The sequence below is a fragment of the Leisingera sp. ANG-Vp genome, assembly GCF_000813725.1.
In the GTDB taxonomy this organism is placed as follows: domain Bacteria; phylum Pseudomonadota; class Alphaproteobacteria; order Rhodobacterales; family Rhodobacteraceae; genus Leisingera.
Window position 1 is genome coordinate 33,072 of the sequence record NZ_JWLD01000008.1, and the last position, 12,718, is coordinate 45,789.

Genomic DNA, 12,718 nt, shown 5'->3' on the forward strand with positions numbered 1-12,718 from the left:
GCCACCGGGCCAGGCAGGGGTGTTTGCCCCTTCCCAAAACCCGTCAACCGGTCTATAGGCACGGCTTCACGCGGGGTGACAGCCTTGGAGGCACCCCGATAGTCATATTGGAGAATTAAGATGGCAAAAGAGATTCCTGATCTCGTAGCCCAGGAACGTGCGGGGACGGGCAAGGGCGCCGCTCGCGCTGCGCGCCGCGCAGGCATGGTTCCGGGTGTGGTTTACGGTGGCGACGTTGAGCCGCTGGCAATCCAGATCCCGTTCAACGAGCTGCTGAAAAAGCTGAAAGCCGGCCAGTTCAAGTCCACCCTGTGGAACCTGAAAGTGGAAGGCCAGGACGACGTGCGCGTGATCTGCCGCGACGTTCAGCGCGACGTTGTCAAAGACCTGCCGACCCACCTGGACCTGATGCGCCTGCGCCGCACCTCGAAAATCAACCTGTTCATCCCGGTTGAATTCGTGGGCGAAGAAGCAGCTCCCGGCATCAAAAAAGGCGGCATGCTGACCGTTGTCCGCCCCGAGGTGGAACTGAACGTGACCGCAGGCGACATCCCGGAAAAAATCACCGTGGACATCACCGGCCTGAACATCGGCGATGTTGTCACCATCTCGTCCGTGGATCTGCCGAAAGGCTCCAAGCCGACCATCGACCGCGACTTCGTGATTGCGAACATCGCAGCGCCGGCCGGCCTTGGCTCCTCCGATGACGAAGAGGGCGAAGGCGAAGAAGGCGAAGCAGCGGAAGCCGCTGAAGCATAAATCCTCCGCCCTTTCGGGCTTGGATGGAAACGGGGTCCTTCGGGGCCCCGTTTTTCGTTTGACTTTCCGCCGCTTGGCTGCCCCATTTCCCGCAAGGGCAGGGGAGGCAGCCATGGCGGATTACGACATTGCCATTGCGGGCGCAGGCGCGGTCGGGATGAGCTGTGCGCTTTGGGCGCAGATGCGCGGGCACCGGGTGCTGCTGCTGGACCCCGAGCCGCCGGGCTCGGGCACCAGCTATGGCAACGCCTGCACTTTGGCGACCTACGCCTGCCTGCCGGTGAATGACCCCTCGGTTCTGCGGTCGCTGCCCAGTCTGATGTTCTCCAAGGACAGCCCGCTGTCGCTGTCGTATGCCCATGCGCTGAAGAACCCGCGCTGGATGCTGTCGTTCCTGGCCAATTGCCGCAGCGTACCGTCGCAACGGATTGCCACCCATCTGGCGGATCTGCTGGCCCATGCGGACGCTGGGATCAACCCGCTGATCGAGGCCGCGGGCGCCCAGGACCTGGTGGTCGAGCGCGGCCAGCTGTCGGTCTGGTCGACACGCGGGGCGGCCGGCGCGGCTACTGCCGGCTTGGAGCGCCGCCGTGCCTTGGGCGTGCCATGGCGCGAAGTGGACCCGGATGAGGCGTATGAAATGGAACCCGGCCTGCGGCTGCCGGTTGAGCGTGCAGTGCATTTCCATGCCGCCCGCAGCCTGCGGGACCCGCTGGAGTTCATCACCCGGATGCACAAGGCTTTTGCGGACCTGGGCGGCACCACCTTGGCTGCGCCGGTAGAGGCGGTACGGGCCTCGGAAACGGGCGTGGAATTGCAGGCCGGAGGGCAGAGCCTGACGGCAGGCCGCGCGGTGATCGCCAGCGGCGCGTTCTCAAAGCGGATCGAAGGGGCTGGGACTGAGAGGCTGCCGCTTGGCACCGAACGCGGCTATCACCTGATGTTTGACGGCGAGGCGCAGCGGGTGACGCGGCCTGTCGGCTGGGGCGAGGCGGGGTTCTATGCGGTGCCGCACGCAAAAGGCCTGAGGCTGACCGGAACGGTGGAGATCGCGGCGCTGGACGCGCCGGTGAACCGCAGCCGCCTGGATCATATCGCCCGCAAGGGGGCAGAGATGCTGGGGCCGCTGCCGGAACCTGCCAGCGATTGGCTGGGGTTCCGCCCGACCCTGCCGGACTCGCTGCCGGTGATCGGGCCAAGCCCGCAGTCTGACCGGGTGCTTTATGCCTTTGGCCATCAGCACATCGGCCTGACCCTGGGCGGCATCACCGGACGGCTGATCACCGATCTGGCCGAAGGGCGGCAGCCCAATATCGACCTGGCGCCTTTTGCTGCAGACCGGAGCTATGCCTGATCCTGCCGGCCTCTGGATTCCGGCGGCTAAATGAGGCATCACTCGGGGTCTGTAGAAACGCAAGCGGGCAGATCGCATGAAACTCTTTGTCGGCCTTGGCAACCCCGGCCCGAAATATGAGCGCAACCGCCATAACATCGGCTTCATGGCGCTGGACCAGATCGCGGCCGACCATGGGTTTTCCCCGTGGAAGTCCAAGTTCCAGGCGCTGCTGAGCGAGGGCAAGCTGGGCAGCGAAAAGGTGCTGCTCTTGAAGCCGCAGACCTTCATGAACCTCTCCGGCCAATCGGTGGGCGAGGCGATGCGGTTCTACAAGCTGACGCCTGCCGATGTGGTGGTGCTGCATGACGAACTGGACCTTGCGCCGGGCAAGGCACGGGTGAAACAGGGCGGCGGCCATGCCGGCCATAATGGCTTGCGCTCGATCCATTCGCATATCGGCGCCGAGTACGCCCGGGTGCGGCTGGGGATCGGCCATCCCGGCCACAAGGACGCGGTGGCGGGTTATGTGCTGCGCGATTTCCCCAAGGCGGATGAGGGCTGGCTGGACGACCTGATGAGCGGCATCTCGGACGGGGCGGCGGAGCTGGCCCGCGGCGATGGCGGCAAGTTCATGAATGCGGTTGCCCTGCGGGTGGCGCCGCCGCGCAGCTCCACCACCAAGCCGAAGCAGGACCAGGCTGCCAAACCTGCCAAGGAAGATCCCGCGCCGGACACCCGCTCGGCGATGGAAAAACTGCTCGACAAATTCAAGTAAGCGCAGAGTCAAACAAGCCAGGAGGCCGCCAGATGGTGAAACTGATAATCGATACCGATCCGGGCATCGACGATGCGATGGCGATCTTCTATGCCGCCGCGGCGCCGGATATTGATCTTCTGGGACTGACCACGATCTTCGGCAATGTGACCACCGCGACCGCCACCCGCAATGCCTTGCGGCTGCTGGAGGCGGCGGAGCTGGATGTGCCGGTGGCGGCAGGCGCTGCGGCGCCCCTGGTGCTGCCTCCGTTCACACCGTCGGCCCATGTGCATGGCGAAGAAGGGTTCGGCGACATCCCGGCTGCGGTTCCCAAGGGCAAGCCGCTGGAAGAAGACGCCGCAGACTTCCTCTGCCGCATGGCGCGCGAGCACAAGGGCGAGCTGGTGGTCTGCCCGATCGGGCCGCTGACCAATATCGCGCTGGCGATGCAGCGCGACCCGGACTTCGTCAGGAACGTGAAATCCATCGTCATCATGGGCGGCTCGCTGGAGGAAGGCGGCAATATCACCCCGCATGCCGAGGCGAATATCTACCACGACCCGCATGCGGCGGACATCGTCTGCCAGGGCGGTGCCAAGGTGGTGTTTGTCGGGCTGGACGTCACCCACCGCATCCTCTGCCTGCCCGAGGATTTCGAAGCCATCGCCGCGCAGTCGCCTGAGCTGGGCGGCATGCTGCAGGAGATGTCGCATTTCTATATCAAGTTCTACTTGGAGGTCGCCGGCCTCAACGGCTGCTCGCTGCATGACCCGGCGGCGGTGATCGCCTGCACCAATCCAGAGCTGTTCGGAATGCGGGAGGTGCCGCTGCAGGTGTCCTGCGAGGGCGAAACATCCGGCGCGACGCTGGCCGCACCGGACAGCAGCCGTGATCCTGTCAAGGTCTGCATGACCGTGGATGCGGGTGCGGTGAAGTCGCTGTTCCTCAAGCGGCTGGCGCTGCTGCCCTAGCACTTTGACAGCATTCTGGCTGCCTCGAAGGCCTGTTGCGGATGCGGGCAGGGCTGACGTGTTGCATAGAAATTTGTCTAAAACAGATATTGTGCAGCGCGTCCAATCAATGCTACTCCTTTAGCACCTTAATGTTGACTGAAGGCTCTAGTTTGGACGAAATGCCAAAGCCGCAATCGATTGGTCGTTTTATGACGCCGGAATTGGTGGTCCAGGAAACTGGAAATTACATTCTTGAGCAGCAAGCCTTTCTCGATATCGTGAGAACTGCTGAGTACCTGCAATCAACGTTCAGCGATTTGCTTGCGGAACATGGGCTGACTTTCAAGCAATACAACGTGTTGCGCGCCATTCGCCGTGGTGAGCCTGAGGGTGTAAAGGTCTCGCAGATTGGCGCTCAGATGGCAGACAGGCAGGCGGATGTCACCCGGCTCGTCGACAGGCTTGTCCGCGAGGAGCTGGTATCCCGCCATACAGATCCGGAAGACCGCAGGGCTGTCCGCGCTACGCTGACAGCCAAAGGGGCAGCACTGCTCAAGCAGCTGGATGAGCCGGTGATTTCGAAACACCGGGAGCAGCTGGGGCACCTGGCGGACACTGAAATCGAAATCCTGATCACTCTCATCAAAAAAGCACGTGGTGAAAGCGCCCGCTGAACCTGGCTTTCGGCGTGTGGAAGTGCCAAAAATCCTATAATAATTAACGTCTTAGGGGTTCATCCCTTGGGGCGTTCAAAGCTGTTTGCGTCCCAGCTTGGCCAAGGGCGCCTGTTTCATCTGAAATACGTTTATGACGATATATGTTGACAACGTATAATTGGCCAAATAGCTTCCTCCCCGACAGCAGGGTGGCTGAGCGGTTGCAGAAGCAAGTGCGTCATCGCTGCGCCAGGAGGGGCCGTCACGCGCTGGTCAGCGGCGTTTTGTCTGCAAGGCTTTCCTGGACCGAGGAAGTGAGAAGGTTCGCAAATGAGAGACAAGATTGCTCTGGAAGAGCACTTTGCCACCGAAGATACCGTAATGGATTCGGCTGTTTTCATGCCTGACGACCATTGGCCGGAGCTGCGCTCCAGGATTTTGGACATCCATGACATCCGTCTCCGCCAGATGGATGAACACGGGATCGGGATGATGCTGCTGTCGCTGAACGCTCCGGCAGTCCAGGCAATTCCTGACGTCTCCAGGGCGATTGATGTGGCGCGCCGGGCCAATGATTTCCTGGCGGAGCAAATCGGCAAGCGGCCGGACAGGTTTCAAGGCTTCGCAGCCCTTCCGATGCAGGATCCGGAGGCGGCGGCACTGGAGCTTGAGCGCTGCAAGAAAGACCTGGGATTCTGCGGGGCGCTGGTCAACGGGTTTTCCAACGGCAGCGGTGAAGGCGCTATGAGGTACTACGACCAGAGCGAATACTGGCCGTTCTGGGAAGTGGCCCACGAGCTGAACATGCCGTTCTATCTGCACCCGCGCAACCCGTTGCCGGAACACGCAAAAATCTATGAAGGCCATGAGTGGCTGCTCGGGCCGGCCTGGGCCTTCGGGCATGAGACAGCGGTGCATGCGCTGCGGCTGATGGGGTCGGGGCTGTTTGACAAATACCCGCGCCTCAACATCGTGCTGGGGCATCTGGGCGAAGGTCTGCCCTACAGCATGTGGCGCATCGACAACTGCAATGCCTGGGTCAAGGCGCCCGCCAAACACAAAGCCAAGCACAAGATCGCCCATTACTTCCAGAACAACTTCCACATCACAACGTCAGGCAACTTCCGGACCCAGGCGCTGATCAATGCCATGCTCGAAATCGGGCCGGACAGGATCATGTTCTCTACGGACTGGCCGTTTGAGAACGTGGATCATGCAGTCGGCTGGTTTGATGCCGCGGCCATCAGCGAGGCGGACCGGCGGAAAATCGGCCGGTTGAATGCTGAAGCGCTTTTCGGGCTCGGCGGCATGCTTAGGTAAGCCGGATCTGTCCGGGCATGTACCCGGCAGCCGGATGCGCGGCGGCGCGGCTGGTTTCAAAGGAAAGGGACACTGCCAGGCGGGAGCATTTGCGATCTGACGCAATGCGCCGCCGGCTGCGGGCCGGCCGGTTCTGATCACCGGCCGCCGGATGTATCTGCACGTCCTGCGTGCATATATACGTTTACATCAATAGTCGTTGACAACGTTTAAAACGCATGAGTTACTAAGGGAGGTCGAAATGAGTCAGCGTGACGCCAGCAAAGGAGGGGTGCTGCAATGGTAGAGTTTCAGCTTAATGGGAAAGCGGTCTCGTCCGGCACGGGCGAAGATGTGCCCCTGCTTTTCGCTTTGCGCGAGGAGTTCTCTCTTAACGGACCCAAGTTCGGATGCGGTTCCGGCCAATGCGGCGCCTGCACCGTGCTGGTGGACGGGCAGGCCGTTCAGTCCTGTGTAACGCCGCTGTCTGCTGCCGCGGGCAGTGAAGTTGTGTCGCTTGAGGGGCTCTCGGCGGGCGGCACGCTGCACGCGGTCCAGCAGGCCTTTCTGGACGAGCAGGCCGCCCAGTGCGGCTACTGCAGCAACGGCATGATCATGCGGGCGGTTGAGCTTTTGTCCGCCAATCCTGCAGCCAGCGATGCGGAAATCCGCGACGGCATGGACGGGGTGCTGTGCCGCTGCGGCGCCCAGGCACGCGTTCTAAAGGCAATCAAGCGCGCCCAGTCGCAGCTGTAATCGCGGGAGAAGACGATGACCCACTCGAAAGAAACCACTCTTTCCCGCCGCTCGGTGCTGAAAGGCATTGCCGGCCTCACCGCATTCTTTGCACTGCCCGTTTCGGTCCGCCCGGTTGCGGCGCAGACAAAGCTCCCCTTTATCGTCAGCCGCTATCCCACCGTGGATGCCTGGATCCGGATCGACCCTGAAGGGATTGTTCATGTGTTCTCGGGCAAGGCTGAGCTGGGCCAGGGCATTCAGACCGCGATCACTCAGATCGTTGCCGAAGAGCTGGACCTCCCGGTGGAACTGGTCCGCATGGTGGACCCGGATACCGGTGTGTCGCCGGAGGAGTTCTATACCGCGGGCAGCACCTCGATTGAAACCAGCGGCATGGCGCTGCGCCATGCCAGCGCTGAAATCCGGGACTATCTTGTTGGCATGGCAGCGGAAAAAGCCGGTGTCGAAAAATCCGGCATCCGTGCGGAAAACGGAGAGCTGACCGCGTCCAATGGCGTGCGCACGACCTATTGGTCGCTGGTTGAAGGTCAGGAAATCAACTTTGATATCACCGGGGAGGTTGCTCCCAAGGCGCCGTCTGAATTCCAGCTTGTGGGCAAGCCGCAGCCGCGCATTGACCTGCCTGCCAAGTTTACCGGCGAAGCGTCCTACATCAGCGATATCCGTTTGCCGGGCATGGTTCATGGCCGGGTGGTGCGCCCGCCGGCGCCGGTGTTCTCATTGACCAGCGTTGCATCCGGCAGCGTCGAGGCGATGGAAGGTGTCATCTCGGTTGTCCGCAACGGCAGCTTCCTGGGCGTAGTGGCCGAGCGCGAGGATCAGGCAGTGGCCGCGGCTGAGGCTTTGGCAGAGGCAGCGGAATGGGACATTCCGAAAATCGAACCTTCGATGGAGGATCTGCCGGAGCAGATCAAATCTCTGCCGTCCACGGAAGAAGTCTTTGTAAACGAGGGGGACGTCAGCCCCGCTGGCGGCCAGCGCTTTGAAGCCGCCTATTTCCGCCCGTTCCACGCCCATGCCGCGGTCTCGCCGTCCTGTGCTCTGGCGCAGTTCGAAGGGGAAACGCTGACAGTCTGGTCGCATACCCAGGGCGTTTTCCCGGCACGCCGGGACATGGCAAATGCGCTGTCGATGCCGGAAGAGAACGTCCGGGTCATCCATGCCCATGGCGCCGGCTGCTTTGGCCACAACGGTGCCGATGATGTCGCCATGGACGCGGCGCTGCTGGCGCGGGCCACCGGCCGCCCGGTGCGGGTGATGTGGTCGCGCCAGGATGAGCTGGCCCATTCGCCTTTCGGATCTGCAATGCGGATCGAGATCAGCGCCGAACTGGGCGCCGATGCCAAGCTGCGCTCCTATGACCACACGGTTTGGTCAGGCGTGCATGGGGCGCGTCCGGGCTTCCAGTTCTACATGCAGGAGAAGGAAGGCAGCGGCTTCATGCCGATCTGGTCGACCGGGGACGGCGTTGAGGCGTATGCCCCGCGGGACATTCCGCCCATGTTCGGCGGCGGCGCCGAGCGCAACGGTGAGCCGATCTATGACATTCCGAACCGGAAACTGACCAAGTACTTGCTGAGCAAGATGCCCTTGCGGGTGTCTGCGATGCGCGGGCTTGGCGCCTATGCCAACCACTTTGCGATGGAAAGCTTCATTGACGAAGTCGCCTTTGGCATTGATGCCGACCCGGTGGAGTTCCGGCTGCGCCATCTGAGCGATCCGCGCTACCGCGCGGTTGTCGAGAGAGCGGCAGAGGCGGCAAACTGGACCGGCCGTTCAACCCGCAAGGGATATGGCCGCGGCTTCTCCTTTGGCCGCTACAAGAACCGCTCAGGCATCTTTGCCATCGTGGTGGACGTCAATGTCGATCTGGACAGCGGCGAGGTGGCCATTCCCAAGGTCGCGGCGGCTGTTGATGTCGGCCAGGTGATCAACCCGGACGGGGTGATCAATCAGATCGAGGGCGGCATCATCCAGTCGCTCAGCTGGACGATGATGGAAGAGGTGGCCTATGACGGGGCCGGGATCACCAGCACGGATTGGTCGAGCTATCCGATCCTGAGTGTGGCGCAGGCGCCTGAAGTTGATATCCGTCTGATCGACCGGCCGGATATGCCGCCGGTCGGCGCTGGCGAGGCCTCGCAGGGCCCGACGGCCTCGGCACTGGCCAATGCCATCTTTGACGCAACAGGGGCCCGGGTTCGGGACATGCCGCTGCGCCCGGAGAAAATCCTGGCGGCAATGCAGGCCTGAGACCGGATTCAGCCTACAATTACCGGACAGCTGCAGGTGCTGCTTCGCGGCTGTCCGGCGCTTTGATGACTTTGAAAGACTGCGGGCCGGTAGCCTTCTTTGCCTGTCTGCGAACTGGGAGGAAAACATGCGTAAATCACTGATGGCAATGGCAGTGGCCTTGTTCGGCACGGCCGGTGCCGCGGCGGCGCAGGAGACTTATGAGCTGAAGCTGGCAGGCTTCGTATCCCCGCGCCACGGCATGTCGCAATGGCTGACGGACTGGGCCGCCGGACTGGAGGAAAAATCCGGCGGGCGCCTGAAATTCGAAGTGCTGCACGGCGCCCAGATGGGGCCGCCGCCAAAGTATTATGACCTGGCGCGCAACGGGCAGGCAGATGTGACCTGGGTCCTGCACGGGGCAACGCCCGGCCGGTTCCGGCTGACGGAAATCTCCAACATGCCTTTCCTGTTCTGCTCCTCCGAACAGGCGACCCGGGTGCTGAACCACCCGAAACTGCGCCAAACCTACCTGGACCCCGAGCACCGCGGCGTGAAGGTTCTGCTGCAGTTCAGCTCGCCCCCCGGGCAGGCCTTCATGGCAAAGGGCGAGATCAGGACTGTCGAGGATTTCCAGGGCAAGGCCATCCGCCCGGCCTCCCGCGCGATTGGCCTGATGATTTCCGAGCTTGGCGGGAAATCGGTGGGGCTGCCGCCGACCTCAATTGCCGAGTCGCTGCAAAAGGGCGTCATCGAAGGGGCCTTTGTCGACTATTCAGGCGCAGCCTATGCGTTCCAGCTGACGCCGTTTCTGGAAAGCGTCACCGAACTGGACCTCTACTCGATCAGCTTTTCGCTGGTGATGAACCCGGATACCTATGCCGGGCTGCCGCAGGATCTTCAGGAGATGATCACCGATAGCATCACCGGCATCGAAGGGGATGTGGGGAACGTTTGGGATTCCATGAACGCCTCGGGCAAGAAGGTGCTGACCGACGCGGGCGTGCCGATCAATGAGCTGCCTGAGGCCGAACTGACAAAGGCAAAGGCAATCGGCAACACGCTGACCGCGAACTACGTGGCCGAACTGGACGGCGTGGGTTTGCCCGGCAACGAAGTGCTGGCCATGATGCATGAACTGATCGAGCAGGTTGGGCCGGTCGGGCCTGGCTGCCAATGACGCAATCCCTGGCCTCCTTCCGGCAGTTTCTGGTCAAGGTGATCTCGGTATTGGGATCGCTTTGCCTGGCCTTCATGCTGGCGGTGACCGTGGCAGATGTGGTGCTGCGGTCGCTGAACCCGAACTGGCGCATCTTTGGTGTGCTCGACTATGTGGAGCTGTCGCTGGACTGGCTGCTGTTCCTGGCAATCCCGGTTGCAATCCTCCAGCAGCGGGTGATTTCCGTCGACCTGATCGACGGTGCCGACCGTAAACGGATCTTCAAGCTCATCGGGATGCTGCTGACCCTTGCGATCTTTTCCCTGCTTGCCAGCCAGGTCATCCGCCCGGCGCTGGATACGCTGGAATGGCAGGAGCGCACCTTGGATCTGGCGATCCTGAAGTTCCACTACTGGGTGCCGGTCTGGATTGGCACCGCCCTGTGCTGCATTGCAGCTTTCCTCAATATCCTGAACTGGTTCTGGAAAGACGTATGACCCCCCAATTCTATGGTGTTTCCGGGATTTTCATTCTGATCGTCCTGGTCTTTTTGCGCGTCCCGATCGGGGCCGCGCTGCTGCTGATCGGTGTCATTGGTTATGCCGCCGTGGACGGCGCCCGGACCGCTTTGCTGACCCTGGGCGAAATCCCCTTCAACTTTGCGCAAGCCTATTCCCTTTCGGTGGTGCCGCTGTTTCTTCTGATGGGGATCATCGCGGCCAAAACAACCATGGCCGGAGACCTGTTCCGGGCTGCAAACGCCATTTTCAGCGGCCTGCGCGGCGGGCTTGCGATGGCCACTGTCGGAGCTTGCGCAGGCTTTGGCGCGATTTGCGGCTCGTCTCTGGCCACCGCCTCTACCATGACGCAGGTGGCCGTTCCGGAAATGCGCCGCCATGGCTATGCGGACTCGATCACCTCTGGCGTTGTGGCCTCAGGCGGAACCCTTGGCATTTTGATCCCGCCATCGATCATTCTGGTGATCTACGCGATCATCGCCCAGGAAAGCGTGCCCAAGCTGTTTGCAGCGGCTTTGCTGCCCGGCCTGATGATGGCGGTGCTCCATATCGTTGTGATCCTGTTTCTGGGCTGGCGCAGCAAGGACGATATGCCCCTTGTCGAAGCAATGCCCATGGCCGAGCGGGTAAAAGCGCTGCTGGGGTTCTGGAAGATGGGGCTGATCTTTTCGGTTGTTGTCGGCGGGATCTACACCGGCTGGTTTTCTCCAACCGAAGCGGCTGCCGTTGGCGCGCTGCTGACCATTGTGATCGGCATTGCCTCCCGCGAGGTGACCTTCGGCCTGCTCAAGGACAGCTTTGGCGAGACGCTGACGTCCACGGGGTCGCTGTTCTTCATCATCCTTGGCGCCTTCATGTTTGCCGCCTTCATGGTGCAGTCCCGGATACCTGCAACGCTGGGGGATTGGATCATTGCGCAGAACCTGCCGCCGGTTGCCGTCATCCTGTTTTTTGTCCTCGTCTATCTGGTGCTGGGCTGCTTTCTGGACGCGATTTCAATGATCCTGATCACGGTTCCCGTGTTCCTGCCAATCGCAGAGACCATTGGCTATTCGGGGATCTGGTTCGGCGTGCTGCTGGTGATCGTGGCCGAGATCGGCCTGATCACGCCGCCGGTGGGGATGAACCTCTTCGTGATCCGGGCGCAGGCGCCCGACATCACCCTGCCGGCAATCTACAAGGGCATCCTGCCGTTCCTGATGGCGCATCTGGCCAGCATCTCGCTGCTGATCCTGTTCCCCGTCATCGCGCTGTGGCTGCCCGGGCTCCTGTACTGAACGAAGAAGCCGCAGTCCGGCGACGTCAAAGTGCCGGGGCGAGGGCGCGCGAAAGTGCAAGAAGAACCTGAAAGACCATCATGCCATTTGATATGATTGCCCACCGGGCCGCAAAGGGAAGTGCCGCACGGCTTTTCAGATGCCTGTACCGTCAAAGATCGCGGACCCGCGCCTGTCCTGACTTGCCGCGCCTGGAGGGCAAAACCGCTTTGGTCACCGGCGGGATGGCAGGTGTCGGAGAATTTGTCTCGCGCGGTTTGGCGGAGCGCGGCGCTGCGGTGGTTTCGCTTTCCCGCGGGGTTTCGAAAGGCACGGAGATGCCGCCGGGTGCTGAGGCGGTGAAATGCGATCTGGCAGATGCGGACTCGATCGTTGCAGCGGTCAACAGCCTGGACGGCCGGACGTTTGATATCGTTGTCTGCAATTCCGGAATTGTCTCAAGGGTGCATGAAGTGACCCCCGACGGGATTGAGAGAACCTTTGCGGTCAATGTTCTTGGGCATCATCTTCTTTACCGCTTGCTGATTGAGCGCGGCCAGCTTGCGGGGGCTGCACGCATCGTCATGACCACAGGCGATGCTTATGTGATCGCGAAGCACTGCAAGCCTTTCCCGCAGGACTACCGTCCGAACCTTGCCTATGCAGGCAGCAAACTGGGCAATCTGTGGCAAGCCCGTGAATTGGCCAGGCGCTATCCCAATTTGCGGGCCTATGCCGTGCACCCCGGTGTTGTGAATAGCGGTTTCGCCGGCGGAGACCGCCAAGGGGTCAGCCATTGGCTCAGATCCAAGCTGCTGATCACGGAAGGGCAGGGGGCGCAGGCTGCACTGATTGCTGCAACTCAGGGTCTGCCGAACGGCAGCTATTGGCATAATGCCTGCGGTGTGATGGAACTGCCGGAAACAGACGCAGCGCTCGATGCCCGGAAATCCGCAGCCTTGTGGGAGCAGATGGAAGTCTTGATAGCGCCGAACCTGTAGATACATGAAACGGTAAGAAAACTGGTCCGGCCT

The 12,718-nt window shown here is 61.7% G+C and carries 12 protein-coding genes; all 12 read left to right on the top strand.

The features are described 5' to 3' along the window. The first annotated feature begins 120 nt into the window (after window positions 1-120). Complete coding sequence (locus RA20_RS03840) at window positions 121-759, top strand: 50S ribosomal protein L25/general stress protein Ctc (RefSeq protein WP_039124811.1); 639 nt, start codon at window positions 121-123, stop codon at window positions 757-759. 112 nt (window positions 760-871) lie between these two features. After that, window positions 872-2,113 carry an NAD(P)/FAD-dependent oxidoreductase gene (locus tag RA20_RS03845; RefSeq protein ID WP_039124813.1) on the top strand — a complete coding sequence of 414 codons (1,242 nt, stop codon included), beginning with the start codon at window positions 872-874 and terminating at the stop codon, window positions 2,111-2,113. Between the two features lie 76 nt (window positions 2,114-2,189). After that, complete coding sequence (gene pth, locus RA20_RS03850) at window positions 2,190-2,870, top strand: aminoacyl-tRNA hydrolase (RefSeq protein WP_039124815.1); 681 nt, start codon at window positions 2,190-2,192, stop codon at window positions 2,868-2,870. Window positions 2,871-2,902: 32 nt separating this feature from the next. Next, entirely contained in the window at window positions 2,903-3,823 is a 921-nt protein-coding gene (locus tag RA20_RS03855; protein ID WP_039124817.1) for a nucleoside hydrolase, read from the top strand. Between the two features lie 161 nt (window positions 3,824-3,984). Further along, complete coding sequence (locus tag RA20_RS03860; protein WP_052248808.1) at window positions 3,985-4,479, top strand: MarR family winged helix-turn-helix transcriptional regulator; 495 nt, start codon at window positions 3,985-3,987, stop codon at window positions 4,477-4,479. 312 nt (window positions 4,480-4,791) lie between these two features. Then, window positions 4,792-5,781, top strand: a complete 990-nt coding sequence (locus RA20_RS03865; RefSeq protein ID WP_039124819.1) for an amidohydrolase family protein — start codon at window positions 4,792-4,794, stop codon at window positions 5,779-5,781. A gap of 279 nt (window positions 5,782-6,060) precedes the next feature. Continuing rightward, a complete protein-coding gene (locus tag RA20_RS03870) occupies window positions 6,061-6,516 on the top strand; it encodes a (2Fe-2S)-binding protein (RefSeq protein WP_039124821.1) in 456 nt (151 codons plus the stop codon). Window positions 6,517-6,531: 15 nt separating this feature from the next. After that, window positions 6,532-8,772, top strand: a complete 2,241-nt coding sequence (locus tag RA20_RS03875; RefSeq protein ID WP_039124822.1) for a xanthine dehydrogenase family protein molybdopterin-binding subunit — start codon at window positions 6,532-6,534, stop codon at window positions 8,770-8,772. A 127-nt stretch (window positions 8,773-8,899) separates the two neighbouring features. Beyond that, entirely contained in the window at window positions 8,900-9,931 is a 1,032-nt protein-coding gene (locus RA20_RS03880) for a TRAP transporter substrate-binding protein (protein WP_193748763.1), read from the top strand. Continuing rightward, window positions 9,928-10,407 (top strand): TRAP transporter small permease, encoded by a 480-nt coding sequence (locus tag RA20_RS03885; protein WP_039124826.1) that lies wholly within the window; start codon window positions 9,928-9,930, stop codon window positions 10,405-10,407. Before RA20_RS03880 ends, RA20_RS03885 begins: the two co-directional genes overlap by 4 nt. Further along, complete coding sequence (locus tag RA20_RS03890; RefSeq protein WP_039124828.1) at window positions 10,404-11,705, top strand: TRAP transporter large permease; 1,302 nt, start codon at window positions 10,404-10,406, stop codon at window positions 11,703-11,705. The genes RA20_RS03885 and RA20_RS03890 overlap by 4 nt, the downstream gene beginning before the upstream one ends. Window positions 11,706-11,797: 92 nt before the next feature. Continuing rightward, window positions 11,798-12,685, top strand: coding sequence for an SDR family NAD(P)-dependent oxidoreductase (locus RA20_RS03895; protein WP_275041454.1), 888 nt, complete (start codon window positions 11,798-11,800; stop codon window positions 12,683-12,685). Window positions 12,686-12,718 lie beyond the last annotated feature (33 nt).

Bases quoted from the DNA above. Each gene is read 5' to 3' on its own strand.
- RA20_RS03880 (WP_193748763.1), top strand. From the start codon at position 8,900: ATGCGTAAATCACTGATGGCAATGGCAGTGGCCTTGTTCGGCACGGCC.
- RA20_RS03855 (WP_039124817.1), top strand. From the start codon at position 2,903: ATGGTGAAACTGATAATCGATACCGATCCGGGCATCGACGATGCGATG.
- pth (WP_039124815.1), top strand. From the start codon at position 2,190: ATGAAACTCTTTGTCGGCCTTGGCAACCCCGGCCCGAAATATGAGCGC.
- RA20_RS03885 (WP_039124826.1), top strand. From the start codon at position 9,928: ATGACGCAATCCCTGGCCTCCTTCCGGCAGTTTCTGGTCAAGGTGATC.
- RA20_RS03845 (WP_039124813.1), top strand. From the start codon at position 872: ATGGCGGATTACGACATTGCCATTGCGGGCGCAGGCGCGGTCGGGATG.
- RA20_RS03895 (WP_275041454.1), top strand. From the start codon at position 11,798: ATGATTGCCCACCGGGCCGCAAAGGGAAGTGCCGCACGGCTTTTCAGA.
- RA20_RS03870 (WP_039124821.1), top strand. From the start codon at position 6,061: ATGGTAGAGTTTCAGCTTAATGGGAAAGCGGTCTCGTCCGGCACGGGC.
- RA20_RS03890 (WP_039124828.1), top strand. From the start codon at position 10,404: ATGACCCCCCAATTCTATGGTGTTTCCGGGATTTTCATTCTGATCGTC.
- RA20_RS03860 (WP_052248808.1), top strand. From the start codon at position 3,985: ATGCCAAAGCCGCAATCGATTGGTCGTTTTATGACGCCGGAATTGGTG.
- RA20_RS03840 (WP_039124811.1), top strand. From the start codon at position 121: ATGGCAAAAGAGATTCCTGATCTCGTAGCCCAGGAACGTGCGGGGACG.
- RA20_RS03865 (WP_039124819.1), top strand. From the start codon at position 4,792: ATGAGAGACAAGATTGCTCTGGAAGAGCACTTTGCCACCGAAGATACC.
- RA20_RS03875 (WP_039124822.1), top strand. From the start codon at position 6,532: ATGACCCACTCGAAAGAAACCACTCTTTCCCGCCGCTCGGTGCTGAAA.